This window comes from Bacillus mycoides (assembly GCF_018742245.1).
Taxonomy (GTDB): Bacteria; Bacillota; Bacilli; order Bacillales; family Bacillaceae_G; genus Bacillus_A; species Bacillus_A cereus_U.
Map to the genome: position 1 here is coordinate 4,301,504 of NZ_CP036132.1, position 26,192 is coordinate 4,327,695.

The following is a 26,192-nucleotide window of genomic DNA, read 5'->3' on the forward strand; positions in this document are numbered from 1 at the left end:
ATAAAAAATCACACCCAATTTGATGCACTTCTCATATAAATCTATTTTATTTTTTTCATATAAATTACCACTTTGCATAACAAATAAACTTCGGACCCAATTTCTATCTCTGTTTTAACTTGGCATGGAGCAGAAAAAAGGGGATCGCTTCTCTTTAAAATACTATTCTATTATTTCATTGCTTTCTTCACAACATCTTGAATCATAACAACTTCTGTTTTCATATCAACAGACGGTGCTTCCTCATCAATACATTCATACCAAAACGCTAAATGCTTTTTATCAATTTCATGATGAGAATTTTCGACAAGAGCCCCGGCTTCTCCTTGCACAGAATACCAATATAAGTACTCTTCTCCATCTCTTATTTCCCGGAAAATTGTCTCTACATACATCTTTTCGTCGTTTAATGTCAAAAGCACTTCTTTCATATTGTCATTAAGAAGCTGCATCCATTCATCTACTCGATGACTTTTACCAGGCTTCACTTTAAATCTCGATAATTCTACATTCATTTTTATTCCCCCGTTCTCTTCCGTACAAACAATCTATATTCTATTGGATTATAAAAATTTAATTTACTAGCTAATTTTTGCGAAGGAATATTGTCTACATAACAATCCCAGCACGGTGTAATATCATTTTTCATGCAATATTCAATGAACCGTGTTGCAACAGCTTGGGCTAATCCTTTCCCTTGATATGATTTATGCGTCGCAATATCAATTTCAGCAAATCCGTTCCCGCTAAATATCGAAACACATTCCGCTACAATCATTCCCTCTTGTTCTATGCAAAATCCAAAACCATCATTCAAAAACGCTTCAATTGATCCCCAATATTCTTTATAATATTCCTCTGTAAATTCATTGCTTTGTGCTATATCTTTTCTATCGATACGCTTCACTTCATATGTACTTTTATTACAATCTCGTTTTCTCTCTTCAAAGGTTACTCTTTGAAATTTCATTCGTGGTATGTTCCGAAGTGCATTACTAAAACGCTCTTCAATCATCATTTCCCATTCTTCGCTAGAAGTGCAGAGTGTAAATCGTTTTTCTGTTTTTTCAATGCTCATTTTTATATAAGAAAATAAATCTTCGTTATAACTTTCATCTTGCGTATTACCAAATACATAATAAATGCCATTAGCTGTACTAATTAGTCCTGCTGTTAACTTCTCGTTTGCAAAAACCTCACCATCTATCATTTGATCACATACCGCATAAGCAAACGTCGTCGTTTTTGTATGACTTTCTAAAATCGGAAAGATTTTTCTATACTCGGCTACAGATAATTTTTTCATACTTGCTCCACCTTAATCGTATCAGCCTCTATATTTTCAAAACAAAGATTTACCGTTCTCTTTAATGCTCTCGTTCTATGAATCGTACAAGCCGGAATTAAGATAGAATCATTCGGCTTTAAAACCGCTGTTTCTCCATCTTCAAAATCAATAAGTAATTCTCCCTCTAACACAATAAATAATTCATCCGAATTAAAATGATAGTGCCAATCATATTCACCAGTAAATACGGCGATTCGTAAGCAATGACTGTTTACATTTGAAACGACAAAGTTTTTATGTTGTTCTTGAATATCCTTTGTTAATTCTATTAAATTCACAGTTTCCATATTTCGTCCCATCCTTTCATTAGTCGTTCTTCTAAAAAAACTAATTTAGTCTCCACCGCCACCTCCGCAATCTCCTCCACCATCACTTGAGCTGCTACAATCGTTGCTACTGTAGTCACCAAATCCACTTGATGAGCTTGAAGCGTATGAAGATTTTTTGCTCCTTTTTCTATCTTTACTGCTTTCATGACTAGGCCACACTTTATCAAACCATATAAAGAATAAGACTAATTCTATTGCGACAAGTATAAATCCTAAAATACTCTCAATAATATTTGAGGTTATCCCAAAACTATAAAATAGCTCGAATGAATAACCACACAAAATTACATACAGAACCATGCAAATATACCTAAATGTTTTTTCTATAATACGGACTATTTTTTTTGAAATGGGTATGTTCTGTTCCTGTTTTTTCTTTATATACTTTTGTCTCTTAGCTTGCTTTTTCTTCCTTCTTTGGCTTCCCATTGAATCTCCTCTTTCAACTTTCATTTTTCATTTAATTCCAAATTATCACAAAAAATAACATTATAACAAGCTATATTTCTCGTAAAGTTTTATTTACTTTTTGTAAAGTTTTATTTACTTTTTACCTATAAATGGATATTATAAATGTAACAAATTTACAAAAAGGAGACTTTGTGCATTTGATTAAAAATAAGGTGAAACAATTCCGCGTCGTTAGAGACATCACCCAAGAGCAATTAGCCTCCTCTGTTCAAATCACTAGACAATCCCTCATCGCTATCGAGAAGAATAAATACAACCCAAGTTTAGAATTAGCATTGAAATTATGTGAGTTTTTCAACTGTAAAGTAGAAGATTTATTTCAATTAGATAAAACTGGGGAGGAAAAAGAATGAAAAATACTTTTAATCAAGAATTCATTTCACATCTTACCATTTTAGTGTTAGGATTGACTTTTCTTTATTTCAATAGTAGTGATGAAGAAAAGATTCGTTCCATCCTTCTATTCGCTGGCGTATACATACTCTTAGCCTTGGTACTATTTGTAGTGAAACGAATATTCTTTAAGAACAAAAAGAAAGAGTCCGAGAAATACCCATTACCTGAGACAGATGAAAGAATTGAAAAAATGGGCTTAAAATTTATGGCGCAAATTTTCGGTCTTTCTCATTTAATTGGCTCTGCGATACTATTTGTTTTATATATCACTAACGAAAATTCGACGATACGAGTAGAGTATGCCCTGTATTACTTGTTTGGAATTCTTTTCTTCACAATGATGTTCGGCTTGAAAATTGTGAAGAAATTAGATAATTAGTTTAAACAAAAAGACCCTTCCTACAAAGGAAAGGTCTTTATTTTATTTCTATTATGATAAAGCAGGAGCTTTTTCAAGAAGCTCTTTTGCATCAGCGTATTGTAAGCCGTGCGCTTCTGCAACTGCTTCGAATGTTACATAGCCATCTAATGTGTTAATACCTTTTAATAATGCAGCGTTGCCTAGGCAAGCTTCTTTGTAGCCTTTGTTAGCAATTTGTACTGCATATGGTACTGTTACGTTTGTTAATGCAAGAGTTGATGTACGTGGAACCGCACCTGGCATATTTGCAACTGCATAGTGAACAACACCATGTTTCTCATAAGTTGGGTTGTCATGAGTTGTAATACGGTCAGTTGTTTCGAAAATACCACCTTGGTCAATCGCAATATCTACAACGACAGAACCTGGTTCCATTGATTGAATCATTTCTTCTGTTACAAGTTTTGGCGCTTTTGCACCTGGGATTAATACCGCACCGATTACAAGATCAGATTCTCTTACAGCTTCTGCAATGTTGTACGGGTTAGACATTAACGTTTTTACTTGGTTTCCAAAAATATCATCTAATTGACGAAGACGTTCTGCACTTAAGTCGATGATTGTTACATCTGCACCTAAACCTACTGCAATTTTCGCTGCGTTTGTACCAGCTTGACCACCGCCGATAATTGTTACTTTACCGCGTTTAACCCCTGGAACACCTGCAAGTAAAATACCTTTTCCGCCTTTGTTTTTCTCAAGGAACTGTGCACCGATTTGCGCAGACATACGACCTGCAACTTCACTCATTGGTGCAAGTAATGGTAAAGAACGATTGTCTAATTGTACTGTTTCGTATGCAATTGATACCACTTTGTTATCAATTAATGCTTTTGTTAATTCTGGCTCTGGAGCTAAGTGTAAATATGTGAATAAAATTAAACCTTCACGGAAATAACCGTATTCACTTGCAACTGGCTCTTTTACCTTCATAACCATATCTTGATTCCATGCTTCTTCAGCAGTTTCAACAAGTTTCGCACCAGCTTGTACGTATTCTTCATCTGTAAAGCCTGATCCTACACCTGATCCTTTTTGAACAAAAACTTCATGACCATTTTGCACTAAATGTACAGCTCCCGCTGGCGTCATTGCCACGCGGTTTTCATTGTTTTTAATTTCTGTTGGAATACCGATACGCATTATTAGTTCCCCCTTGAGTTATGAAATGACCCCTGAATCATTTTTTAAAGCGCTTTCTACGCTCTTATATTCTAACATAATATCTCAATATTTGACAAAAAGATAATACGAGTTTTCCGATAGATTTAATCTTACATTAAAGGACAGTATTATCCGTACCTCTCAGTATAAAGGATAAACTGCCCAATTATTCGAAACTTCACTTTATTTAATTCTATCGATGTCTATGAATAACATCAACAGCGCCGGTTACTTCAATAATCGTACCAGTAATCATATCGGAATCTTCTTCACATAAAAACGAAATGGTTCTTGCGATATCTTCGCCTGTTCCAGATCTACCAATTGGTGTGTTACTACCTTTCAGATTTCGTGCTTCTTCAATCGTTGCTTCTTTCATTTCACCAATTATATCACCAGGGCAAACCATATTCGCAGTAATACCATATTCCGCCTCTTCGTAAGCTACTGTTTTCGTTAATGAAACAAGTCCTACTTTCGCAGCCGCAAAGGCTGAACGATAAATCCATCCAGGTGCGCTATCTGCCCCTTGAAATCCATAGTTAATAATACGGCCAAATTGCTGGTTTCTCATAATCGGTACGACAAGTTTTAATAAATGAAACACCGCTGTTAAATTACCCTGGATCATTTCATTCCATTCGTCTTCTTCGTAATCGACTAATTTTTTCCTTTCAAATACGTAAGGACCAGCATTATTAATTAAAAAGTCAATTTTGCCAAAACGGCTCATCGCTTCTTCTACTATTTTATGTAAATCTTCCTTTTTCGTGACATCAGCTTGCACGAACTGTAGACGTTCTTCCATATTTTTATATGTTTCTTTCATTGTTTCCATAGCAGTTATATCGCTATGATACGTTACTGTTACTGAATACCCTTTAGCCAATAACTTTTCTGTTACTTTCTTTCCTAAACCTTTCGTACCGGCTGTAATGAGCGCATGTCTCACAAAACTGCCTCCTTTTAAATTGCCATACTTCATATGTAACAAGTTCTCGCTCCAATTACAACTAAAATGAATTGAAACAAAGTTTTCAAAATTCTGTAACGTTTTAACAGGCACATTACCATAATTTGTTTTATAATTAAGTTGTAAACAGTTATAAAAATGATTGGGAGGAATTTACTATGAATAATACATATACAAATATTTTAATCGCGGTGGACGGTTCTAAAGAAGCAGAAAAAGCCTTTAAAAAGGCAATTCAAGTCGCAAAACGAAACAATGCAACATTAACAATTGCTCATATCGTTGATGTAAAAGCATACTCAGCAGTAGAGGCCTATAGCCGAGCAATTGCTGAACGTGCAAATCTATTTGCAGAAGACTTATTAGAAGACTACAAAAAAACTGCGCTTGAAGCTGGCCTTGAAAACATTGAAACTGTATTAGAATTCGGTAATCCTAAATCTAAAATTTCAAAAGAAATTGCTCCAAACAATAAAGTAGACTTAATTATGTGTGGTGCAACTGGTTTAAATGCTGTTGAGCGTTTCCTAATTGGTAGCGTCTCTGAACATATTATTCGCTATGCGAAATGCGATGTCCTTGTTGTTCGTGGTGATGAGGAGCAAGGTGATCTTTAATTTATAATAAAAAAACACCAAGTCCACATGGGCTTGGTGTTTTTCATTTCACATATTTCACTACAAATACGAAACAAGCTACAACAACAATGACAACTGCAAACACATAAGGCGGAAGGAACTTCAAAGACCATAGCGCCATCATTAACGTCGCAACCGTTAAGTACGTTTGCTTTGCATCTTCTGTCATTTTTTTGCGAAGCAAGAAAACATACAAATAACCAATTGGCGGCGTAATAAAACAAATAACATATATGATTTTAGATTTTAAATACCACTTTTGTTCCCCAAGTTTCTTTATTTCCTCTTCTATTCTCTTATGCTCTTGTTCTCTCGCTTCTTCTTCAATAGGATCTTCCTCTTCTCCTCGCTTTTCTTTCATATAAGGAAGAAAGTGCATGAAAAAATAACATGCAAATACAATTGCCCAAAATTCAATATCCAATCTTTCTAGTGGAATATGCTCACTAAAAAATGCAGCAGCAATCACTAAAGAAAAACAATACGTTGTCATCCAAAATGAACGTTTTCTCTTTTTCCGTTCTATTTCTTTTTTATCTTTTACTTCTTGTACTTTCTTTTTTCTAGAAAGCCATACAGAAATACAGCAATCTACTACAAATAAAGTAAAGATAGATATTGCTATATGTATTGTTTTTACATTCTCAAATGTAAATATTTTTGGGAATGCAACGTGTAATACAATTAGCGTATACAAAATTAACCCTACAAAATAAATACGTCTCATTTTCCATTCCTTTCTTATTTTCTAACATTACACTAACATACATTTTTTAGTAATAGACGGACAAAATATATGTGTTTAGAAAAGGAGGGTGCTACATGGATGATTATGAACGTATTATTTTAGATGTGAATGGGAAAGAAATCGAAATGTTAGATACGATCCGCACACATTTTAAAGAGAAACATGGTGTGGAAGTAAGTAATGGTGCATTACTTAGAGATTTGATGGATATTGAGTATATTCGAATTACGGAAGGTCGACATAAGTATGATTAATCGATGAAACTTTAAGCCTAGAACATATTGTTCTAGGCTTAATTAAATTCATGCGAAAAATGTTATAATTAGGAAAAAGGATGGAGGATACCAAAATATGAAATCCGAAAATATCTCAAAACATTTTCACACATTACATGTGCAAAGAAACCAGTTCCTTCCTAAGCTTCATTCACTTTCACACGAACAACTATGGTACAGGAAAGAGGATGGAAAATGGTCTATTGGTGAACACTTTTATCATTTATATTTAATTGCAAGGATGCTAAAAGTAGCGATTAAATTCTCTTTCACTCTTATCCCTTATGCCAAGCTAAGAAAAAACGCCCCATTTGCAACTGACATACATGACATTTATGCCGAATATAAAGAAAAACACGGCAGAGGCATGAAAGCCCCTTGGATTTTAATCCCTTCAAAAAAAATCTATTATTCTATGAGTGCAATAGAATTAGAAGAATTACTTTCACGTGAAACGGATGAAATAAAAAAACTAGTTCAAAATATAGAAGAAAATATTGCAGGACATATCGTATTTTTAGATCCCATTGCTCACTACCCTAACCTTATTCAATCTATCGAGCTTTTAGCGATTCACGAGAAGCATCATTTTATGATTATGAAAAACAATTATGAAATGATAGATACATACCTAAAAGTCTAAATACAAAAAGGTAAGGTACTTTTTTAAAAGCACCTTACCTTCTATATCATACATCATTTAACTTCCAACAAACTCTATGGCTAACCCCTTCGCCTTCTCCAAAGCGTTTTTGATTTGTTCAAACCCTGTTCCGCCAGCACTATTACGGCGCTTTACAGCAGCATAAGGTGACAGAACCTCATACAAATCTTCTTCAAATAACGAACTCATCTCTTTATATGTTTCAAGTGGCACATCTAATAAATAAATTCCTTTTTGTGTGCAATGTAGAACTAACTTCCCAACAATTTCATGAGCTTGACGGAATGGTAGTCCTTTATTTGCTAAGTAATCAGCAATTTCTGTTGCGTTAGAAAAATCTTGCGTCACAGCTTGCCCCATTTTTTCTTTGTTTACAGTCATCGTTTCTAGCATGCCTGCCATAATATGAAGGCACCCTTCTACTGTTTTTACTGTATCAAACATTCCTTCTTTATCTTCTTGTAAGTCCTTATTGTAAGCGAGTGGTAATCCTTTCATTACTGTAAGTAAACTGAATAAATTACCGTATACTCTGCCCGTTTTACCACGAATAAGTTCCGCCATATCCGGATTTTTCTTTTGCGGCATAATACTGCTTCCAGTTGCGTATTGATCGCTCATTTCAATAAATTGAAATTCTTGACTACTCCATAAAATAAGTTCTTCGCAAAAGCGTGATAAGTGCATCATAAGCATAGATGAGTTACTTAAAAACTCCAGTATGAAATCACGATCGCTTACCGCATCTAAACTATTTTCATAGATTCCATTAAATCCAAGAAGCTCCGCACTATATTCTCGGTCAATCGGGAATGTTGTACCAGCTAGCGCTCCTGCTCCTAATGGTGAAATGTTAATACGCTTTAACGAATCTTCATAACGATTCACATCACGCTCTAACATCCAAAAGTAGGCCAGGATATGATGAGCAAACGATATAGGCTGTGCGCGCTGCAAGTGCGTATAACCAGGCATAATGGTTTCAATGTTATTTTCCGCTTGATGAACAAGAACAGTTTGCAATTGTTTTGTAGCTTTTATAATATCTTCTACTTTTTCTTTTAAATACAAGTGCATATCTGTCGCTACTTGATCATTACGGCTTCGGCCTGTATGAAGTTTCCCTCCTACTTCACCGATTCTTTCAATTAACATTTTTTCAATGTTTAAGTGAATATCCTCAGCTTCTACCGAGAAATGAATTTTATTCTTTTTCGCTTCTTCTAATAAATATTGAAGCCCTATCTTGATTTTCTCTGCTTCCTCTTTCGTAACGATGCCTTGCTTTGCTAACATCGTAACGTGTGCAATACTCCCTTTTATATCTTGGCTAACCAATTGCTTATCAAAGGAAATAGAAGCTCCGAATTCTTCTACCCACGCTTCCGCTTCTTCTGTAAAACGTCCGCCCCAAAGTTTGCTCACGCTTCCACCTTCTTCTGATTCACTTGGCTGTATACTTTTGTAGGTAAACCGAATAATGAAATGAAACCAACTGCTGCATCATGATTAAATTCATCCTGGGCAGTATACGTTGCAAGTTTTTCATCATATAAAGAGTACTCAGATTTACGTCCTTCTACAATCGCATGACCTTTAAATAATTTCACACGTACTGTACCTGTTACATTTTTTTGCGTTTCTTGTAAGAAAGCATTGAGTGCTTGTTTTAAAGGTGAGAACCATAAACCGTTATAAATTAATTCTGTTAGTTTTTGCTCAATCATCGGTTTGAAATGAGCGACCTCTTTCACAAGTGTTAAATCTTCAAGTTCTTTATGCGCTGTTATTAATGTCATTGCCGCTGGGCATTCGTACACTTCACGAGATTTAATACCGACAAGGCGATTTTCTACATGATCGATACGTCCAACACCATGTTTTCCAGCTAGGGCATTTAACGTTTTAATTAATTCTGAAAGTGAATATGCAGTGCCGTTTAAAGTCGTCGGTACTCCTGCTTCAAATCCGATTTCTACAAACTCTGGTTTATTCGGTGTATCTTCTAATGCTAATGTCATCTCGTATGCATCTTCTGGCGGCGCTGCCCATGGATCTTCTAAAATTCCACATTCGTTGCTGCGTCCCCATAAGTTTTGATCGATTGAAAACGGGCTATCTAAATTAATTGGAATCGGTATATCATTTTCTTTTGCATATGCAATTTCTTCTTCACGTGACCATTTCCATTCACGTACAGGCGCAATAACTTCTAAATATGGATTCAACGCTTGAATAGAAACTTCAAAACGAACTTGGTCATTCCCTTTCCCTGTACATCCATGTGCAACTGCCGTTGCGCCTTCTTGTTCTGCAATTTCTACTAATTTTTTCGCAATAAGCGGACGAGATAATGCAGAGACAAGAGGATATTTCCCTTCGTATAACGTGTGAGCTTGCATCGCTATCAATGCATATTCATTCGCATATTCTTCTTGAACATCAATCATATATGATTTAATTGCTCCTACTGAAAGTGCTTTTTCTTTTACAAACGCTAAGTCTTTACCTTCCCCTAGATCTAAGCAAAGCGCGATAATATCATAATCCTTCTCTTGTAACCATTTAATTGCAACGGAAGTATCAAGACCTCCGGAATATGCTAATACAACTTTTTTCTTCTCCATTTTGCATCCCCCTAAAGAATAAATATTCATCTTTCCTTATAATAATCCAAACTTTATCACCTTTCATAAAATGAATCAAGGGGAATTTATAATTTTTTTCAAACAATTCCGTCGAACTTCTTTCTTTTTTTATGTAAAATAGAGGCAGGAAACTGGAGGGGTGTCTATGAAAAAGTATTTTATATACAATGAGCATCTAGGAATTGAAGTGCCGAACATACAAGAAAAATGGGAAGACATCTCTGAACAAGCGCAGCATTCTATTTTATTAAAATGGGAGCAAATTCGCGGAAAAATACCTGATCGTATACAAGAGCTTGAACATCATATTAATCAAAAACAACATTGTTTAAATAACGAAGATAATTTCGAAATTTCCTGTAGGCTTAATTCAGAAATTGCCGACCTCGCTTCAATTATTAACGATCTTTGGCTTTGGTATCGTCTAACGCAAAACGTATCTGAGGGAAAAGCACACCAATGAAAAAAGCATGCCCCTCATTTACTTTGGGTCATGCTTTTTTATCGTAACAAGCTTTGCAATATATTTCTTGCGCCGTTTTTGCTAAACATACATCAAACGGGCCTACTAATATACTTCTTTCTTTCGGCAACTTCACAAAAGCAACAAGTTCTTCTTCATATTGAATCTTTTTCTCGCAAATTGCACATACTAATTCCTTTCTCTTGAACATATCTTTGAACATGATTCATCATCCCCTTTTATCTATTTATATTAATATAATCTCACAACAAGTAATCCTTGTAAAAAATGACACATCACAAATCATCTCGTTCATATACTAATGAAACGTATTTATGAATGAAAGGAGGCCTTTAATGTATGCGAGCTTTCATTATTATCGCTTTAACTTTTTTAAGTGTTATTAGTTGGGATGCATTTTTTAAAGATAAAAGTGACGAAAAAAATACAACTGAATAAACAGCTATCTTTTCTTACTTATTGGACAAACTTCTAAAAACTGTCCAGTCCTGCAAAATAACTTAGGCTTTTCTACAAAAATATTTAAACATAACAATTTTTGTAGATTCCCTCCGGTTATTGTCGGTTTCCATCAGCATACATTTTTTGAAAGTATGATATAATAATATAAATCTTGAAGGAAGGGATTTTGATATCATGATCGCTCGAAGGAGCATGTGGCATCGTATTGACGAATCATACACGTAGCGTATTTTTCAGCTCAGATACTTTAGTCTAGCGAAAAAAATACGAGAGTGGGGAAATTATGATTGCCCGAAGGATAATTTGGCAAAAAAAAGACTCTTCTTACACATAGCGTTTTGTTTAGGACTTAATTGTTACTAGCTAAACAAAACAAAGAAGAGCAGGATTGCTAAATGAAGAATTCTACTCCACGTTTTGTTTAGTCGCTTTAAGACTTAAACTAAAACGAAGGTAGGGAGAATTGATGGACGAGAGGATTATTCGTTATTTCTTCAGCGACATATAGCGTAGTTAGTTTTACGTAAACTAACTGAAAGCTACATGTGAGCTCGTAGTTAGTTTACAACACCAAAAGGACTACTAACTACGGAAAGAAGGAATAACGATGAGGAACATCCAAAGTCGACAAATTATTAAAGAAGTTTTTATGGTTTTAATCGGTTCATTTATTTTAGCAGCAGCGCTATATCACATTCACTTCCAAAACCACTTAACAGAAGGTGGCTTTGTAGGTATTGCACTATTTATCCAAAATTTTTATGATATTTCACCATCTATTTCAACTGTAGTAATGGATATCCCTATTATTTTACTATGTGCTTCATTTTTAGGTAGAAAAATGGTTGGCTATTCATTCTTAGGTTCACTTTCATTCGGAGTATTTTATTCCCTTATGGAAAATTATTCTCCTTTTACGGTAGATTTATCAAATAATTTATTTGTAGCTGCAGTAGTTGGCGGTGCGTTAGCTGGTATTGGACTCGGTTTTATATTGCGATTTGGCGGTGCAACCGGTGGAGACGATATTTTAACAATTATATTAAGTAAACGAACTCGGTTTACAATTGGGCAAATTTTCTTCGTCTTTGACGCGATTGTTCTTGCGCTTTCATTATATTATTTAAATTGGACAGAAATTGCTTTTACTATTCTTTCGATTGCCGTACAGGCAAAAACATTGGATTTAATTTACTATCCAAAAACAGAAAAGAAAGCAGCAAAGCAACCCGTTTCTATTCCAATGTCCAAAAAACATGCGACAAACTAAAAAGCGAAAGGCTTCGGCCTCTCGCTTTTTTTCATGCTCTCTTTTCTTTTTCTAGTATGTAGCGTACTTGATAAAACTTATTTGCAAATTCAGTAACATTCCTCGTTAAGCGATAGTTCACTGTAGATCCAATTGCCATTCCAAGTACAGGAATGCCTTGGAATAATTTGCGACGAAGAGCATAAATCGAAAATGTCTTCAAAATTTGTTTTAACACAACCTCAGTAGAAGCTGGCTTTAACACCTCTTCGTCTCCTTCATAAAAGAATGAATCTTCTTGCTCAAGTTCTCTCAGTAAATTGTACCATGCATATTGCTGAAGTCTCGCCGGCAATAATGCTGCATGGAATACCTTTAACGCAAGCATCATTTCATACGGCTTGTTCACATCATGCCCAAATGATGTCGCAATAAGTTGTACAGCCTTCACATTTAATGCAATCATAACCGGAAAATCAGCCGTTAATAATAATAGACCGCCAGCACCTGTTGCTCCACCTTGTACGAATGAATATAGACGATGACGTGCTGTTTGCTGCTCTGCTATGTATGTTAATTGATCAATAGATAACGCCTTCAAATCTTCAAGTTGCTCAATGGATTCATCAAATAATCTCGACGTTCCTAAAATACGATTACGTGCATCTAACTGTGATTGTGAACTTTGAATAAGTGCATGCAAATGAAAGAGCCATCCATCTGCTTTCGTAAAAAAGTCTTTTCGTTTTTTCTCAGGTAGTTTTGCAACTGTAGTATGCAACCACTTATCAAACATCTTTTGAAAATCGGTCGCTTCTTGCTCTACTAATTGCCCTTCCCACTCTTTTATATTTTCTAAAATGGCTTGTTCTCGCTTCGATCGCATCGCAACAACCACCTCGTTCGATTTTTTTCTATTGTATCATATTTGCAAATATGCTTGTACATGGCATGTTCTTTATTTACAACCTAAGAAGTCGCAACAACCTATCCGAATAAATGGTACCAGTTTCTATTCAGCTAGATTATAATCGTCCCTATACAAAACAAATAAGGAGCGATTATACATATGTACCCACGTGCAAAAGCTTTTGGCATTGCTATACATCACGATCGACTTCTCGTACAAGAATATCGTACAGGCGACGAAACATATTATCGTCCTCTTGGCGGTTCAATTGAACTTGGTGAGAAATCAGCAGATACCGTTATTCGAGAATTTACAGAAGAACTTCATACAGAAATAAAAGTTACCGATTATTTAGGATGCTTAGAAAATATTTTTTATTCGGGTGAGGAAATTGATCATGAAATCATTCAACTATATTCTGTGCGTTTATTAGACACATCACTATATGAAATGGAAATACTGAATATAAAAGATGAACAAACAGCCTCATATGCAAAATGGATTCCCCTCACTGCATTTATTCAAAAGGAAAAAATACTATATCCAGATCGAATTTTAAAATATATACAAAAAAAGACGAAATCCTTTAGGATCTCGTCTTTTTCATGCATATATTAACCAATATCTCCAAGACGTAATACGTCACGAGCAATCATAACTTCTTCGTCAGTTGGAATTACGATAATTTTTACTGGAGAGTGTGGGAAGCTGATGAATGCTTCTTCACCAAAGATGTTATTGCGTTTCACGTCGAAGTATACGCCCATGTACTCAAGGCCTTCTAATACGCGCTCACGAATAACTGCACTGTTTTCACCGATACCAGCTGTGAAGATGATTGCGTCTACACCTTTCATACGAGCTGTGTAAGAACCGATGTATTTGTGGATACGGCTTACGAATACATCAAGTGCTACTTTCGCACGGTGGTCGCCTTCTTCTTCTTTAGAAATGATGTCACGTAGGTCACTAGAATAACCAGTAAGACCTAACATACCACTCTTCTTGTTTAATACATTAACTACTTCTTCTACTGTTTGGCCTGTTTTTTCCATGATATATGGAATTAACGCAGGGTCAATGTTACCAGAACGTGTACCCATTGTTACACCAGCAAGTGGAGTGAAGCCCATAGAAGTATCGATAGATTTTCCGCCTTCTACTGCTGCGATACTTGCACCGTTACCTAAGTGACAAGAAAGTAGGCTTAAGCTTTCAAGTGGACGACCTAATAATTCAGCCGCACGCTCAGTTACGTATTTATGAGAAGTTCCGTGGAAACCGTATTTACGGATGCCAAATTTCTCATAGTACTCATATGGTAAGCTGTATAGGAATGCAGATTCCGGCATTGTTTGGTGGAATGCTGTATCGAATACTGCTACTGCTGGTACGTTTGGTAGTACTTCTTGGAATGATTTAATACCAACAAGGTTTGCTGGGTTGTGAAGTGGTGCTAAATCGCTTAATTCTTCGATATCAGCTAATACTTCATCATTAATTAAAACAGAATCAGCAAATTTTTCGCCGCCGTGTACAACACGGTGACCGATACCGCCAATCTCATCAAGAGATTTTACGATTCCGTTTTCAGTTAATTTCTTAAGAAGCATGTTAACTGCTACTGCATGATCTGGGATGTTTGTAATTTCTTTTTGTTTTTCGCCATTTACAGTAATTGTGAAGACACTATCTTCTAAACCGATACGTTCTACTAAACCTTTTGTTAATACTGTTTCACTTGGCATTTCAAATAATTGGAACTTTAAGGAAGAGCTTCCTGCGTTAATCGCGATGATTTTTGACATCTAGTCTTTCGCCCCTTTTTCTCTTGGTAGTTGTGTGGATCATTCCACAAACCGCTCGATTTTATCTAATTAAATTCACTCATTATGAAAACGTTTCATCATTAGTAAATTTTATACTCACGATTTTAATTTAAACATCGTACGACATATATTTCAAGTGAAAAAATTGTAACACCAAGAAAAAAAATATATTACAGATTTCAAAAAAATTCAGTTAAATCTTGTATATATTAAAAAATATTAAATATTATATACAACTGTACTACATTAATTACCAACCCTGTTACATATACCTAGCATTACTTATGTGTTGCAAACCACGTATTTAGTTGCTCCATCATGTTCTCCATAGCCTTCATGTTGGAGAATTTAGGTAATTCCACTAATAGTGCCTGTTTCGGCATTATTACATCCTGGCCTTTCTTTTGAAGAACAAATATACTTTTTGCATTTTTCTCGTTTTTAAACATGGAAACAGGTAGCTGTAACAATCCTTGAATAAAGCATGTTTCTTTAATGAATGCATGTAGCTTTGGCGCTTGATCACTTTCAAAAATGAAGTTTGGTACTAAGAAGAATAAATACCCGCCTTCTTTCGTATGTTTCACACTTTGTTCAATAAATAAGTGATGCGCATATGACATTCCTTCATCTGCTTTTAATGTATATTCACTTGCACCGATTTCATTTGGATAGTAACCAATTGGCAAATCTGAAACAACTGCATCAACTGGATCAATATAAAGTGGTGCTAGTCCATCTTGATGGAAGAATTCGATTGCATGCTTTTGTAAATTCGCATTTACTAAAGCAAGTTTAATTAGCACTTCATCCACTTCTACACCAAATCCACTCATTGCTAGTTCTTCTTTGGCGCTATTAAACACTGTAGTCATTAAGTTACCCGTTCCAATTGCAGGGTCTAAAACTGTAATTTCTTTTTGACCTTGCATAAATTTATGGAATAAGTAGCTCACGAACATTCCAACTGCATCTGGCGTCATTTCATGATTCGCTTGCACGCCTTCTTTCATTCCTTTTAAAATGGCTAGCTGAAATGCTTTACGAATTTCTTCCCCTTTATATGTTTCTTCATTAAACGTACTATATTCACGATTCAACCTTTCAATTGTTGATTCGGATAATTCCTCTTGTAAAATCGCTCCCTCAAACAAGTTATCACCTGTTTCTACAAGCGCCTCTAAATATGTTACATCTAATTCTTTACGTAAAACTACCGTAGAAGAATCAAAAATAGAAAATAATGTTTCTACTGCCTGACTCACGTACATTCCTCCTTCTCTCTTTTACACATAACTTATATCATACCACAAAGTGATTTTTTCCAAAAAGAAAAAGCGACCTCTTTTTAAGAGCTCCCCTTCAAGTTGTTTATGATGTAACGTCTTTTCTCATATATTGGTTCAGTTAACAATACATGAGAAAAAACGACCTCTTCTAAAGTGAAACTTTAATGAGAGGTCGTCTTCTTTTACATTACTTCGCAGATTTTGCTGCTTCTAATGCTGCTTCATAGTTTGGATGGCTTGTACCTTCGCTTACGTATTCTACGTAAACTACTTTGTCATTGCTATCTACTACGAATACTGCACGAGCAAGTAAACGAAGTTCTTTCATTACTAAGCCATAAGCTTCGCCGAATGAAAGGTCACGGTGATCAGAAAGTGTCGCAACGTTTTCTAAACCGTTAGCTGCACACCAGCGTTTTTGAGCGAATGGTAAATCAGCGCTAATTGTTAATACTTTCGTATTTTCAATACCTGCTGCATCTTCGTTAAAACGACGAGTTTGTGCATCACATACACCTGTGTCGATTGAAGGTACAACACTAATTAATTTCACTTCACCTTTGTATGTTTCTAAACTTACTGGAGATAAGTCATTTGCTAATACTTGGAAGTTAGGCGCTTGATCGCCAACTTTAACTTCTGTTCCAACTAAAGTCATTGGGTTACCTTTAAAAGTTACATTTGCCACTTAAAAATCCTCCCTTATTTAAACAAAATATGTACAATGTAAATGATAGTTTGTCCCTATCGATAATGCAAATAAAATCGCTTTATTTACAAAAAAATAAAAAAGCTAATCCATTGATTAGCTTCTTTACTCGTTAAATTTGAAATTCCGGATCATCTTCTTTTCGTTTATCCATCATTTCTTTCACTTTATCAACAGCTTGTGGCGCTAATTCAATTATTTTGTCAATGACATGTGTTTGTTTATCTAAATGTAAAACTTTCACACCATCTCCATTTATAACGAGAAAGGCAACAGGATTAATGGAAACCCCACCACCGCTACCTCCTCCAAATGGATGACGGCCTGAATGCTCTACTTTGCCAAATTCACTTCCACCAGCAGCAAAGCCAAAACTTACTTTCGAAACGGTAAGAATTACACTTCCATCTGCCGCTTTAATTGGATCACCAACAATTGTATTTACATCAGTCATTTGTTTTAAATGCTGCATTGCGGTTGTCATTAAACCTTGAATTGGATGGTCCATTCTATATCCCCCCTATGCTTGAACAGATTTATCTGTCATACCAGACTTTTGTTTTCTCATAAACATGAGTAGTTTTACCGCTGTTTTCACAGTACGAAATATATGAAAGGAAGCTGTTAATTCACATCTTGATGCAAATCCCTTTCCTTGAAAAACAGGTGTAATTTCAAATTCTGGTACGTCGACAATATGCATATATTGTCCTACAACTCCAGCAGCCATTCCTTTTGTCCCCCATGCATATCCAGTGACAATTCCAGTACTAGCCGCATCGCCTGCTCCAATTTGTGAATGCCATTTCCAACCATTGATTTTCACTCGTTTAAGAAAATCTTTAATAATAGTATGAACTTCTTGAAGCTTTTTTATCAGTTCTCCAATGCTATCAAGTTGTGCCATAATTTTATTATCTATTCCGCCATCTTTCTCAGCTTTTTCGATTTTCTGCCCCGTCTTTTTCTGCTGTTTTTCAATTCTTTCCAATACATCAAACGTATATCGAATCATCCATATTTTCACTTGAAATAAACACTGTTTTTCCATTTCTGAATATAAAAACGTCACCTTAAGCGATATTTTCGATAATAGTATTAGCAAAATAAAAAGTAGAAGAATTATCATTCCAATTACGAGCCATTTCATTCGTACCATCCTTTCACTCCATACCCATTATCGACAAGTTTATTCATCATTAAACAACCTTTGATAAAATTGAATATAAAAATTTTTCTAAAAATAAAAAGGGATTTTGACATTTCATATCGAAATATACTATTTGAGCATATTATTCAGAATGAAACCTGATGATATGCAGCACTAAAACTAGAAAATTTAACTGCAGTGGAGGGATACATAATGGCAAATCGTCGCAATTTATTTTTCTTTTATGGTGATGACAAAGTAACACTCGTTGAAAAAATGAAACCAGTATATCGTATTTTAGAGGAGAATGGATTTACCATATTAGATCATCCAAAAAATGCAAACGCTATCGTCAGTGTTGGAGATGATGGAACTTTCTTACAAGCCGTTCGTAAAACTGGCTTTAGAGAAGATTGCTTATACGCAGGTATTTCTACGAAAGATGAAATTTCTTTCTACTGCGATTTCCACATCGATCACATTGATACAGCCCTTCAAGAAATTACAAAAAACGAAATTGAAGTGCGAAAATATCCAACAATTAAAGTAGATGTAGATCATGGTACATCTTTCCATTGTTTAAATGAATTTTCATTACGCTCTAGCATTATTAAAACATTTGTCGTAGATGTACACGTCGACAATTTACATTTTGAAACATTTAGAGGTGATGGATTAGTTATCTCCACACCAACAGGAAGTACCGCTTACAATAAATCATTACATGGTGCCGTTGTCGATCCACTTATCCCATGTTTCCAAGTAAGCGAACTAGCATCTTTAAATAACAACACATACCGTACACTCGGATCACCGTTTCTTTTAAATCACGAGCGTACGTTAACTTTAACACTTAGACCAGATGGCAATGATTACCCTGTTATCGGTATGGATAACGAAGCACTTAGCATTAAACAAGTGGAGAAAGCCGTTGTTCGTTTAAGCGATAAACAAATTAAAACTGTTAAATTAAAAAACAATTCCTTCTGGGAAAAAGTACAGAGAACGTTTTTATAGTAATAAAATAACCGTCGAATTATGGGATTTCCATAATTCGACGGTTATTTATTTCCCCCGATTGGTGTGGGCAGCCATCTCTTACTATGCAGTCGCCATTATTGTCAGCTTTTGTCGGTAAATCGATATATTTTAAAAATCGCTGATATATTTTGAATTGCGGTCGATATATTTCAATAATCGCTGATATATTTCGAGTTGCGGTCGATATATTCCGAAAATCGCTGATATATTTTCACACGTCTTTTCTATAAACAATCTCCCCATCAATGACGGTCATTTCTGCCTGTACTTCTTTTATTTCTTCCGCCTCAATTTCAAAAACATTACGGTCTAATATCGTAAAGTCTGCTTCATATCCTTTTGTAATTTGCCCTCGATTTGCCTCTTTTCCAATTGCATACGCACTTCCTGTTGTAAATAAAGAAACCGCCTCATATACCGTTAATATTTCTTCTGGCATATAGCATACGCCGTCAATAAAACTTCTACGTGTAACAGCGCTATATATACCAAAAAACGGATTTACTTGTTCAATTGGAGCATCAGATCCACCGTTGCAGTGCAATCCTGCGCCAAGTAATGTCTTCCAAGCGTACGCGTAACGAAGACGATGCTTTCCTAGTTTTTCAATCACTGACGGAAAATCCGATGAAACAAAGACGGGCTGAATATCAATAATTGCTTGCAAACTCTTCATTCTTTCAATTAATTCTTCACGGGCAAGCTGGCAATGAATAATGCGGTCACGTAATCCTTCTGCTGGTGGATATAATTCAAGCGCATCAATGACATATTCAAGCGATAAGTCGCCAATTGTATGAATGGCAACTGGCATATGTAAATCACGAGCTTTCTTCACTAACTCTGCAAGCTCCGCACGTGAAAAAATCGCAACTCCATTCATTTCCTGCGCATCTTCATATGGTTTACTTAATAAAGCTGTTCTTCCGCCAAAAGAGCCGTCAGAAAAAATTTTCATCGCCCCAAATTCAATGTAGTGCTCATTTTCATATTCTTTTCGCTCATTCGCTACTTCATGATGAACGAGCAAATGTGCTTTAAATGGCATTTCTTTTATAACGTGTGAAAACGCATTGTATGTTTTTCTAAAACCGCCATAATAATTTAAATCTTCCGTATGTCCGCCAACGAGTCCGTATCGCCAACAGTCTTTAATCGCCGTTTGCAAAGCCCCTTGTAAATAGGCTTCATCAATTTCAGGCTGAACATGTTTAATTAATTCTTGTCCTTGTTCATATAAAAGTCCTGTTAACTTATTTGATGAATCCCGGCCAATTTTCCCGCCTTTTGGTTCTTGCGTCTCTTCTGTTACGTTCGCTTCTTGCAATATGTATGAATTCACCCATGTCACGTGACGACAAACTCGCTTTAATAAAATGGGATGCTCTTTCGAAATTGCATCTAAATCACGTGCGTGAACGTCTTTTGTATCTGTAAAATTATTTTCATTCCAACCTTCTCCAATAATCCAAGAGCCTTTTGGCGCTTCTTCTACTCGCTTCTGAACGAGAGTAAGCACTTCGCTATAAGATGTACAATTTGACAGGTCTAGACGAAGTAGCCTCTCCCCATGACCAATCAAATGCATATGGCTATCAACGAGACCTGGAATCATTGTTTTCCCTTCTAAGTCACATAACTTCACTTCTGAATATCGGTTTTCTAACTCTTCCTTACTCCCAATATCAACGATTCTACCGTTTTCAACGTAAATAGCATCCACTTTTTCATTTTCTTCTCTCATCGTGTAAATGGTGCCGCCGTACCAAATTTCTCCCATATATCCCATCTCCTTTTCCCTTTAGTCTACGAAATTAATCCGTATAAAAAAAGCACCATTTTGATTAAAAATGGTGCTTTTCTAAAAATTAATTTTGTTCAGTTGGATTCGTTGTAATTTGCCATTCAATGCTAAATTTATCTTTTACTTGTCCGTATGCTGGGCTCCAGAACGTTTCTTGAAGTGGCATAATAACTTCTCCGCCTTCTTGTAACTTATCGAATACTTCTTTCGCTTTTTCTGCATTACTAATTTGAATTGCGATTGTTACTTGAGATCCAATCGCATGCCCTTTACCTGGGAATGTATCAGAAATCATAAGTTCCGTATTACCAACTTTTAAAGTAGCATGTGCAACGCGCTCTTTCGCTTCAGCTGGAATCGGGTATTCTGGATTTTCAGGCATATCACCAAAAGTTTGCATGACTTCTACTTTTGCGTCTAACGCCTCTTTATACAACTGTACAGCTTCTTGCCCACCACCATCTAAAACTAAGTACGGATTAATACCTAAAATCATACGGACACCTCTTTTTTAAATTTATAAAATCGAACTTGTGTTCGTTTTTATAATATCATATGTTTTACATTTCATTCAACTATTTACTTCCTCATTTTCAAAATTATTTTGAAGGAAGCTCCATCTCTTGTTTTCTAAGTTCAATACGGCGAATTTTTCCGGAAATCGTTTTTGGTAGTTCATCTACAAATTCAATTTTACGAGGGTATTTATATGGTGCAGTCAGTTCTTTGACGTGTTGTTGGAGCACTGGAATTAATGTTTCTTCGTTCTTTTCTATATTCTCTCTTAATACGATAAATGCCTTCACAACACTTCCGCGAATTTCATCTGGACTTGCGACAACCGCACATTCTCTTACGTATGGGTGTTTTACAAGTGCATCTTCTACTTCAAACGGCCCGATTGTATAGCCAGAGCTAATAATGATATCATCTCCGCGTCCTTCAAACCAAAAATAGCCGTCTTCATCTTTTTTCGCTTTATCACCGGTAATATAATAATCACCGCGGAATTGCATCGCTGTACGCTCATCGTCTTTATAATATTGTTTAAAGAGTGCTGGTGTTTCAATGTGAACTGCAATATCACCAACTTCTCCTACCTGTACCGGAATACCTTCTTCATTTACGATATCAACATGGTTTCCTGGCGTTGGTTTTCCCATTGATCCTGGTCTAATATCCATCCCTTTCATTATCCCAACAAGTAATGTGTTTTCCGTTTGCCCATAACCGTCTCTTACCGTAATATCGAAATGCCTTTGGAACGTTTCAATCACTTCTCTGTTTAACGGCTCACCAGCTGATACAGCGCTATGTAACGCTTCTAAATTGTACTCATTTAAGTTTTCTACCTTTGCCATTAATCTATACTCAGTCGGTGTACAACAAAGCACATTCACCTTATTATCGCCTAATAAATTCAAATACGTTTTCGGTTCAAATTTACCGTGGTATACAAATCCTGTTGCACCTGAACCGAGAGTCGCTACAAACGGGCTCCAAATCCACTTTTGCCAACCTGGACTAGCCGTTGCCCATACAACATCATCTTCTTCGATTCCGAGCCAGTTCGGAGCGCTTGTACGTAAATGAGCGTATGCCCAAGCATGCGTATGAACAACTCCTTTTGGATTTCCTGTCGTCCCTGACGTATAAGATAAAAAGACCATATCTTCTTTATCTGTCTTCGCCATTTCTAACATGTCACTTTCTGTTTCTAATGCTGTTTTTAAATTCGTCCAACCATCTACTGAACGCTCGCTCAAGACGAATTTTTGAAGAGATTCCACCGCTTCTACGCCGTCAAATTGTCCAATATACGGTTCGTAACTTACGATAGCCTTTACTTCTCCGTGCCCAATACGATACTCAATATCTTTTTTACGCAACATTTCTGAGCTTGGAATAACGACAAATCCTGCTTTAATCGCAGCAATATACGTCATGTAAGCTTCAATTAAGCGCGGCATCATAATAAGGAGCTTGTCCCCTTTTTGTAAGCCACTTTTTATAAAAGCGTTTCCAATTCTATTCGCACCTTGCATTAATTCAAAATATGTAATCTCTCGTCTATTCCCTTTATCATCTTGCCAAATTAAAGCAAGTTTCTCTTTATCACTCGTATATTTCTCTATTTCCGAAACTAAGTTATAAGATGGCGGCGCCAACAATTCCTCTCTCTTCATAAACATCCTCCTTTATTTCTATGCCTCTCTTATATAATAAAGAATTTTCTGTTAATTTTGAACCCTCTTCTTTTGACAAATTTTTTATATTTATGTCGAACCGTTGAATAAATTTATATCGATTTATTGATAAATAATGACAAAAAAAGAAAGAGCGGGAGAACCCGCTCTTTCTAAGCCATCGTATATGGGATTATTTTTGGTAACCGCCTAATTGTTGCTCAGCTAGTGAAACTAGACGTTTAGTAATTTCGCCACCAACAGATCCGTTAGCGCGAGATGTTGCATCAGCTCCAAGTTGAACACCAAACTCTTGAGCGATTTCGTATTTCATTTGATCTAATGCTGCTTGAGCACCAGATACTGCTAATTTATTTGTGCTTGCCATGTTGTATCACCTCCTTGTGAGTATAGAGTGTGATAAACAACATGACTTCATACACATTTGAATGTGGTAATTTATGGGTTTAGAAAAGTTCTTCGAATTTTTCTTCTTCGGCCACTACTTCTACTGTTTGTAATACCATTGTTTCTTTGTTCGCTACAGCCTCTTCAATTAACGGCGCGAAATCGTACTTCGCTTCAAAACGATTTGCTTTCTCACGCTTCGGTTTCGTCGATGGACTTGCTGGTGTGAATACTGTACAGCAGTCTTCATATGGACGAATTGAAATATCATACGTTCCAATTTCTTTTGCAATTTTAATAATTTCTAATTTATCCATCGTAATAAGCGGACGAATAACTGGATAGTTTGTTACTTCGTTAATCGTATGCATACTATCTAACGTTTGGCTTGCTACCTGTCCTAGACTTTCACCAGTCGTAATTGCAAGTGCATTACGCTCCTCTGCAATACGCTCTGTAATACGCATCATCATACGACGCATAACTGTCATAGAATAGCTAGATGGAATTTCTTTATTAATCGTTTTTTGCACTTCAGTAAATGGAACAAGGTGAAGTGTTACACGTTTACAGTATTTCGTTAACTCTTGTGCTAAATCGATTACTTTTTGTTTCGCGCGCTCGCTTGTGAAAGGTGGACTATGGAAATGAACTGCTTCCACAGATACGCCGCGTTTCATCGTTAAGTAAGTTGCTACCGGGCTATCGATACCACCAGAAAGAAGTACCATTACTTTTCCGCCAACGCCAACTGGTAAACCGCCAGCTCCCATGTGCTCACCACACATAATATAGCTGTAACCACTGCGAATTTCTATACGTACATTCACATCTGGATTATGAACATCTACTGTGATATCCTCTGTATTTTCTAAAATGTGCCCACCGATTTCTGGAAGTAACTCCATCGTCTTCATTGGGAAGCGCTTATCAGAACGGTGCACTGTAATTTTAAATGTTTTCACATCACCTTTTACTTGTAAGAAAGCTGCTAATGCACCTTTTTTAATATCTTCTAATTCTGAGGGTACTTTCATCGCTAAGTTAAACTTATGAATACCAAATACATCTTTCAATCTTTCAGAAATTTCTTCATGGTCTTCGCCATTTAACTGAATGTACATACGATCATGTGTTGCATCAATTTTAATGTTTGGGAATTTTTTTAATTTGAATTTCACATTATCTTTTAACGTACTTACAAACTTAGAACGGTTCTTTCCTTTTGTCGTCATCTCTCCATAACGAACTAAAATATATTCATATGTCATCATATTTCTTTACCTCATCACTTCATATAATTTTGGCATTGTCTCTTTAACAATACCTTCAAATTGTTTTACTTCTTCCATCGTGTTGTCCGGTGCTAAACTAATGCGAATCGCACTTGTAGCTGCGGCGTGCGGTACTCCCATTGACACTAGTACTCGGCTCACTTCATTTGCTTTTGAAGAACAAGCAGACTTCGTCGATACATATACACCATGTTCTTCTAAAGCATGAACGACTACTTCTGGTTTTAAACCGACAAATGATACATTTAAAATGTGCGGTGCCGCATATTCAAGTGATGTATTAATCGTTACAGTTTCCATCTCTTTAAAGAAACGGACCAGCTCTGTTTGTAAATTTTGCAAATGAACTACCTTTTCTTTCACTTGTTCCATCGTCATACGAAGTGCTTTCACCATCGCTACAATACCAGGTAAATTTTCTGTACCTGAACGATACTTGAGCTCTTGTTGACCACCTGATAAGATTGGATCTAATCTTACACCATCACGTACGTAAAGAAGACCTGTCCCCTTTACGCTATGAAATTTATGTCCAGATATTGAACAAAGGTCAATATGAGAAGCGTATAAATCAAGTGGTACTTTTCCTATCCCTTGTACATGGTCCACGTGGAATCTTATTTTCGGATGGTTCGATAATAATGTTCCAATTTCAGCAACGGGCTGAATCGCTCCAGTCTCGTTGTTCACGTGAATAATTGACACAAGAATCGTATCTTCACGAAGCGCTCGTTTTACATCTTCTACCGATACAACACCGTGCTCGTTAACCGGTAAATATGTTACATCAAAACCGAGATCTTCTAATTGTTTATATGCCTCAAACACAGACGCGTGTTCAATATTTGTTGTAATGATATGTTTGCCGCGCGAACGATTCCTCATCGCTATCCCTTTAATCGCAAGGTTATTCCCTTCCGTTCCACCTGATGTGAAAATAATTTCAGAAGGTTTAACGTGAAGGAGCTGTGCCGCAATCGTTCTCGATTGTGTTAATAGACGCTCTGCCTCTCCTCCAAGCGAGTGAATAGAAGAAGGATTACCAAAATATTTCCCTGCAACCGTTACGTACGATTGAAGAGCTTCTGGATATGGCTTCGTCGTCGCACTATTATCAAAATAGATCATCGTTCTTCCCCTTTCAGCGCTATCACATCATATAATCATATCACAAATACGTGTAATTACGCTAAGACTACTCAAAGGTTCCGTTTTTATATAAAAGTGTACATTTTTCCCCGCCATTCGCAGGCATACTGAGTGGTGAAGATTACTAATCAATGGTGGATGAAACCCCATCA

General features: G+C 36.0%; 31 protein-coding genes. 9 read left to right on the forward strand and 22 right to left on the reverse strand.

Annotated elements, in window-relative coordinates:
* Window positions 1-170 precede the first annotated feature (170 nt).
* Genes EXW56_RS22040 through EXW56_RS22055 form a run of 4 tightly spaced genes read right to left on the reverse strand, consistent with a single transcriptional unit; the run spans window position 171 to window position 2,106 of the window.
* The gene (locus EXW56_RS22040; RefSeq protein WP_002199185.1) at window positions 171-515 is read right to left on the reverse strand and encodes a DUF6176 family protein; all 345 of its coding nucleotides are present in this window, start codon (window positions 513-515) and stop codon (window positions 171-173) included.
* A 2-nt stretch (window positions 516-517) separates the two neighbouring features.
* On the reverse strand, window positions 518-1,306 hold the full coding sequence (locus EXW56_RS22045; protein ID WP_002199184.1) for a GNAT family N-acetyltransferase: 789 nt from the start codon (window positions 1,304-1,306) through the stop codon (window positions 518-520).
* Complete coding sequence (locus tag EXW56_RS22050) at window positions 1,303-1,635, reverse strand: cupin domain-containing protein (protein ID WP_215596943.1); 333 nt, start codon at window positions 1,633-1,635, stop codon at window positions 1,303-1,305. Before EXW56_RS22050 ends, EXW56_RS22045 begins: the two co-directional genes overlap by 4 nt.
* A gap of 45 nt (window positions 1,636-1,680) precedes the next feature.
* Window positions 1,681-2,106, reverse strand: coding sequence for a hypothetical protein (locus tag EXW56_RS22055; protein ID WP_002199182.1), 426 nt, complete (start codon window positions 2,104-2,106; stop codon window positions 1,681-1,683).
* A gap of 131 nt (window positions 2,107-2,237) precedes the next feature.
* Here EXW56_RS22055 and EXW56_RS22060 point away from each other — a divergent pair, with 131 nt between their 5' ends.
* Together EXW56_RS22060 and EXW56_RS22065 are read left to right on the forward strand one after the other, a co-directional pair.
* Complete coding sequence (locus tag EXW56_RS22060; RefSeq protein WP_002199181.1) at window positions 2,238-2,501, forward strand: helix-turn-helix transcriptional regulator; 264 nt, start codon at window positions 2,238-2,240, stop codon at window positions 2,499-2,501.
* Window positions 2,498-2,923: a hypothetical protein gene (locus EXW56_RS22065; protein ID WP_002112236.1), complete on the forward strand. Its 426-nt coding sequence runs from the start codon at window positions 2,498-2,500 to the stop codon at window positions 2,921-2,923. Before EXW56_RS22060 ends, EXW56_RS22065 begins: the two co-directional genes overlap by 4 nt.
* A 51-nt stretch (window positions 2,924-2,974) precedes the next feature.
* Here EXW56_RS22065 and ald read toward each other — a convergent pair whose 3' ends face one another.
* On the reverse strand, window positions 2,975-4,108 hold the full coding sequence (gene ald / locus EXW56_RS22070; protein WP_002112237.1) for an alanine dehydrogenase: 1,134 nt from the start codon (window positions 4,106-4,108) through the stop codon (window positions 2,975-2,977).
* A 214-nt stretch (window positions 4,109-4,322) separates the two neighbouring features.
* The gene (locus EXW56_RS22075; RefSeq protein WP_033711008.1) at window positions 4,323-5,114 is read right to left on the reverse strand and encodes an SDR family oxidoreductase; all 792 of its coding nucleotides are present in this window, start codon (window positions 5,112-5,114) and stop codon (window positions 4,323-4,325) included.
* A gap of 146 nt (window positions 5,115-5,260) precedes the next feature.
* On the opposite strand from EXW56_RS22075, the gene EXW56_RS22080 reads away from it, so the two are divergent.
* Window positions 5,261-5,719, forward strand: a complete 459-nt coding sequence (locus EXW56_RS22080) for a universal stress protein (RefSeq protein WP_002112239.1) — start codon at window positions 5,261-5,263, stop codon at window positions 5,717-5,719.
* A gap of 43 nt (window positions 5,720-5,762) precedes the next feature.
* Here EXW56_RS22080 and EXW56_RS22085 read toward each other — a convergent pair whose 3' ends face one another.
* Entirely contained in the window at window positions 5,763-6,467 is a 705-nt protein-coding gene (locus EXW56_RS22085) for a hypothetical protein (protein WP_002199180.1), read from the reverse strand.
* 95 nt (window positions 6,468-6,562) lie between these two features.
* On the opposite strand from EXW56_RS22085, the gene EXW56_RS22090 reads away from it, so the two are divergent.
* Complete coding sequence (locus EXW56_RS22090) at window positions 6,563-6,742, forward strand: hypothetical protein (protein ID WP_002112241.1); 180 nt, start codon at window positions 6,563-6,565, stop codon at window positions 6,740-6,742.
* Window positions 6,743-6,839: 97 nt separating this feature from the next.
* Entirely contained in the window at window positions 6,840-7,406 is a 567-nt protein-coding gene (locus EXW56_RS22095; protein WP_002199179.1) for a DinB family protein, read from the forward strand.
* Between the two features lie 57 nt (window positions 7,407-7,463).
* Here EXW56_RS22095 and argH read toward each other — a convergent pair whose 3' ends face one another.
* Together argH and EXW56_RS22105 are read right to left on the reverse strand one after the other, a co-directional pair.
* Window positions 7,464-8,852, reverse strand: a complete 1,389-nt coding sequence (gene argH, locus EXW56_RS22100) for an argininosuccinate lyase (protein WP_215596944.1) — start codon at window positions 8,850-8,852, stop codon at window positions 7,464-7,466.
* Window positions 8,849-10,054 (reverse strand): argininosuccinate synthase, encoded by a 1,206-nt coding sequence (locus tag EXW56_RS22105; protein ID WP_215596945.1) that lies wholly within the window; start codon window positions 10,052-10,054, stop codon window positions 8,849-8,851. Before EXW56_RS22105 ends, argH begins: the two co-directional genes overlap by 4 nt.
* A gap of 166 nt (window positions 10,055-10,220) precedes the next feature.
* On the opposite strand from EXW56_RS22105, the gene EXW56_RS22110 reads away from it, so the two are divergent.
* Complete coding sequence (locus EXW56_RS22110; RefSeq protein ID WP_002160236.1) at window positions 10,221-10,538, forward strand: hypothetical protein; 318 nt, start codon at window positions 10,221-10,223, stop codon at window positions 10,536-10,538.
* A gap of 28 nt (window positions 10,539-10,566) precedes the next feature.
* Here the strand turns inward: EXW56_RS22110 and EXW56_RS22115 are convergent, their stop codons facing one another.
* Complete coding sequence (locus EXW56_RS22115) at window positions 10,567-10,761, reverse strand: hypothetical protein (protein ID WP_002112246.1); 195 nt, start codon at window positions 10,759-10,761, stop codon at window positions 10,567-10,569.
* A gap of 867 nt (window positions 10,762-11,628) precedes the next feature.
* Here EXW56_RS22115 and EXW56_RS22120 point away from each other — a divergent pair.
* Window positions 11,629-12,291, forward strand: coding sequence for a YitT family protein (locus tag EXW56_RS22120; protein ID WP_002112250.1), 663 nt, complete (start codon window positions 11,629-11,631; stop codon window positions 12,289-12,291).
* 31 nt (window positions 12,292-12,322) lie between these two features.
* Here the strand turns inward: EXW56_RS22120 and EXW56_RS22125 are convergent, their stop codons facing one another.
* Window positions 12,323-13,156 (reverse strand): EcsC family protein, encoded by an 834-nt coding sequence (locus EXW56_RS22125; protein ID WP_002112252.1) that lies wholly within the window; start codon window positions 13,154-13,156, stop codon window positions 12,323-12,325.
* A 183-nt stretch (window positions 13,157-13,339) separates the two neighbouring features.
* Between EXW56_RS22125 and EXW56_RS22130 the strand changes: the two genes are divergently transcribed.
* The gene (locus tag EXW56_RS22130) at window positions 13,340-13,798 is read left to right on the forward strand and encodes an NUDIX hydrolase (RefSeq protein ID WP_215596946.1); all 459 of its coding nucleotides are present in this window, start codon (window positions 13,340-13,342) and stop codon (window positions 13,796-13,798) included.
* On the opposite strand, the gene ackA is transcribed toward EXW56_RS22130, so the two are convergent.
* The 5 genes from ackA to EXW56_RS22155 all read right to left on the reverse strand — a co-directional run bounded on the left by ackA (window position 13,795) and on the right by EXW56_RS22155 (window position 18,166).
* Entirely contained in the window at window positions 13,795-14,988 is a 1,194-nt protein-coding gene (gene ackA / locus EXW56_RS22135; protein ID WP_002199174.1) for an acetate kinase, read from the reverse strand. The genes EXW56_RS22130 and ackA overlap by 4 nt on opposite strands.
* 299 nt (window positions 14,989-15,287) lie before the next feature.
* Window positions 15,288-16,274 (reverse strand): class I SAM-dependent methyltransferase, encoded by a 987-nt coding sequence (locus EXW56_RS22140; RefSeq protein WP_002112255.1) that lies wholly within the window; start codon window positions 16,272-16,274, stop codon window positions 15,288-15,290.
* A 211-nt stretch (window positions 16,275-16,485) separates the two neighbouring features.
* A complete protein-coding gene (gene tpx, locus EXW56_RS22145; RefSeq protein WP_002112256.1) occupies window positions 16,486-16,986 on the reverse strand; it encodes a thiol peroxidase in 501 nt (166 codons plus the stop codon).
* A gap of 133 nt (window positions 16,987-17,119) precedes the next feature.
* Complete coding sequence (gene ytfJ, locus EXW56_RS22150; protein ID WP_000350003.1) at window positions 17,120-17,515, reverse strand: GerW family sporulation protein; 396 nt, start codon at window positions 17,513-17,515, stop codon at window positions 17,120-17,122.
* Window positions 17,516-17,527: 12 nt separating this feature from the next.
* Window positions 17,528-18,166 (reverse strand): DUF2953 domain-containing protein, encoded by a 639-nt coding sequence (locus tag EXW56_RS22155; protein ID WP_070139997.1) that lies wholly within the window; start codon window positions 18,164-18,166, stop codon window positions 17,528-17,530.
* A gap of 204 nt (window positions 18,167-18,370) precedes the next feature.
* Here EXW56_RS22155 and EXW56_RS22160 point away from each other — a divergent pair, with 204 nt between their 5' ends.
* A complete protein-coding gene (locus tag EXW56_RS22160) occupies window positions 18,371-19,174 on the forward strand; it encodes an NAD kinase (RefSeq protein WP_002199172.1) in 804 nt (267 codons plus the stop codon).
* A 235-nt stretch (window positions 19,175-19,409) separates the two neighbouring features.
* Here EXW56_RS22160 and EXW56_RS22165 read toward each other — a convergent pair whose 3' ends face one another.
* From EXW56_RS22165 to EXW56_RS22190, 6 genes are all read right to left on the reverse strand, one after another.
* Complete coding sequence (locus EXW56_RS22165) at window positions 19,410-20,978, reverse strand: amidohydrolase (protein ID WP_215596947.1); 1,569 nt, start codon at window positions 20,976-20,978, stop codon at window positions 19,410-19,412.
* Window positions 20,979-21,066: 88 nt separating this feature from the next.
* Window positions 21,067-21,498: a VOC family protein gene (locus EXW56_RS22170; RefSeq protein WP_002199170.1), complete on the reverse strand. Its 432-nt coding sequence runs from the start codon at window positions 21,496-21,498 to the stop codon at window positions 21,067-21,069.
* 103 nt (window positions 21,499-21,601) lie between these two features.
* Window positions 21,602-23,188, reverse strand: coding sequence for an acyl-CoA synthetase MbcS (gene mbcS, locus EXW56_RS22175; protein WP_002112269.1), 1,587 nt, complete (start codon window positions 23,186-23,188; stop codon window positions 21,602-21,604).
* Between the two features lie 193 nt (window positions 23,189-23,381).
* Window positions 23,382-23,576 carry an alpha/beta-type small acid-soluble spore protein gene (locus EXW56_RS22180; protein ID WP_000168891.1) on the reverse strand — a complete coding sequence of 65 codons (195 nt, stop codon included), beginning with the start codon at window positions 23,574-23,576 and terminating at the stop codon, window positions 23,382-23,384.
* A 79-nt stretch (window positions 23,577-23,655) separates the two neighbouring features.
* Entirely contained in the window at window positions 23,656-24,870 is a 1,215-nt protein-coding gene (gene thiI / locus EXW56_RS22185; RefSeq protein ID WP_002112271.1) for a tRNA uracil 4-sulfurtransferase ThiI, read from the reverse strand.
* Window positions 24,871-24,876: 6 nt separating this feature from the next.
* Window positions 24,877-26,019 carry a cysteine desulfurase family protein gene (locus EXW56_RS22190; protein ID WP_215596948.1) on the reverse strand — a complete coding sequence of 381 codons (1,143 nt, stop codon included), beginning with the start codon at window positions 26,017-26,019 and terminating at the stop codon, window positions 24,877-24,879.
* Between the last annotated feature and the right edge of the window lie 173 nt (window positions 26,020-26,192).

Excerpts from the sequence above, each read along its gene's own strand:
- EXW56_RS22105 (WP_215596945.1), bottom strand. The coding sequence starts at position 10,054 with ATGGAGAAGAAAAAAGTTGTATTAGCATATTCCGGAGGTCTTGATACT.
- EXW56_RS22045 (WP_002199184.1), bottom strand. The coding sequence starts at position 1,306 with ATGAAAAAATTATCTGTAGCCGAGTATAGAAAAATCTTTCCGATTTTA.
- EXW56_RS22190 (WP_215596948.1), bottom strand. The coding sequence starts at position 26,019 with ATGATCTATTTTGATAATAGTGCGACGACGAAGCCATATCCAGAAGCT.
- ackA (WP_002199174.1), bottom strand. The coding sequence starts at position 14,988 with ATGTCAAAAATCATCGCGATTAACGCAGGAAGCTCTTCCTTAAAGTTC.
- EXW56_RS22080 (WP_002112239.1), top strand. The coding sequence starts at position 5,261 with ATGAATAATACATATACAAATATTTTAATCGCGGTGGACGGTTCTAAA.
- EXW56_RS22120 (WP_002112250.1), top strand. The coding sequence starts at position 11,629 with ATGAGGAACATCCAAAGTCGACAAATTATTAAAGAAGTTTTTATGGTT.
- EXW56_RS22090 (WP_002112241.1), top strand. The coding sequence starts at position 6,563 with ATGGATGATTATGAACGTATTATTTTAGATGTGAATGGGAAAGAAATC.
- EXW56_RS22180 (WP_000168891.1), bottom strand. The coding sequence starts at position 23,576 with ATGGCAAGCACAAATAAATTAGCAGTATCTGGTGCTCAAGCAGCATTA.
- EXW56_RS22130 (WP_215596946.1), top strand. The coding sequence starts at position 13,340 with ATGTACCCACGTGCAAAAGCTTTTGGCATTGCTATACATCACGATCGA.
- EXW56_RS22160 (WP_002199172.1), top strand. The coding sequence starts at position 18,371 with ATGGCAAATCGTCGCAATTTATTTTTCTTTTATGGTGATGACAAAGTA.
- EXW56_RS22040 (WP_002199185.1), bottom strand. The coding sequence starts at position 515 with ATGAATGTAGAATTATCGAGATTTAAAGTGAAGCCTGGTAAAAGTCAT.
- EXW56_RS22050 (WP_215596943.1), bottom strand. The coding sequence starts at position 1,635 with ATGGAAACTGTGAATTTAATAGAATTAACAAAGGATATTCAAGAACAA.
- EXW56_RS22055 (WP_002199182.1), bottom strand. The coding sequence starts at position 2,106 with ATGGGAAGCCAAAGAAGGAAGAAAAAGCAAGCTAAGAGACAAAAGTAT.
- EXW56_RS22095 (WP_002199179.1), top strand. The coding sequence starts at position 6,840 with ATGAAATCCGAAAATATCTCAAAACATTTTCACACATTACATGTGCAA.
- EXW56_RS22065 (WP_002112236.1), top strand. The coding sequence starts at position 2,498 with ATGAAAAATACTTTTAATCAAGAATTCATTTCACATCTTACCATTTTA.
- EXW56_RS22060 (WP_002199181.1), top strand. The coding sequence starts at position 2,238 with ATGGATATTATAAATGTAACAAATTTACAAAAAGGAGACTTTGTGCAT.
- mbcS (WP_002112269.1), bottom strand. The coding sequence starts at position 23,188 with ATGAAGAGAGAGGAATTGTTGGCGCCGCCATCTTATAACTTAGTTTCG.
- ald (WP_002112237.1), bottom strand. The coding sequence starts at position 4,108 with ATGCGTATCGGTATTCCAACAGAAATTAAAAACAATGAAAACCGCGTG.
- thiI (WP_002112271.1), bottom strand. The coding sequence starts at position 24,870 with ATGATGACATATGAATATATTTTAGTTCGTTATGGAGAGATGACGACA.
- EXW56_RS22165 (WP_215596947.1), bottom strand. The coding sequence starts at position 20,978 with ATGGGAGAAATTTGGTACGGCGGCACCATTTACACGATGAGAGAAGAA.
- EXW56_RS22115 (WP_002112246.1), bottom strand. The coding sequence starts at position 10,761 with ATGTTCAAAGATATGTTCAAGAGAAAGGAATTAGTATGTGCAATTTGC.
- EXW56_RS22170 (WP_002199170.1), bottom strand. The coding sequence starts at position 21,498 with ATGATTTTAGGTATTAATCCGTACTTAGTTTTAGATGGTGGTGGGCAA.
- EXW56_RS22155 (WP_070139997.1), bottom strand. The coding sequence starts at position 18,166 with ATGGTACGAATGAAATGGCTCGTAATTGGAATGATAATTCTTCTACTT.
- EXW56_RS22075 (WP_033711008.1), bottom strand. The coding sequence starts at position 5,114 with ATGAAGTATGGCAATTTAAAAGGAGGCAGTTTTGTGAGACATGCGCTC.
- EXW56_RS22125 (WP_002112252.1), bottom strand. The coding sequence starts at position 13,156 with ATGCGATCGAAGCGAGAACAAGCCATTTTAGAAAATATAAAAGAGTGG.
- EXW56_RS22085 (WP_002199180.1), bottom strand. The coding sequence starts at position 6,467 with ATGAGACGTATTTATTTTGTAGGGTTAATTTTGTATACGCTAATTGTA.
- EXW56_RS22110 (WP_002160236.1), top strand. The coding sequence starts at position 10,221 with ATGAAAAAGTATTTTATATACAATGAGCATCTAGGAATTGAAGTGCCG.
- ytfJ (WP_000350003.1), bottom strand. The coding sequence starts at position 17,515 with ATGGACCATCCAATTCAAGGTTTAATGACAACCGCAATGCAGCATTTA.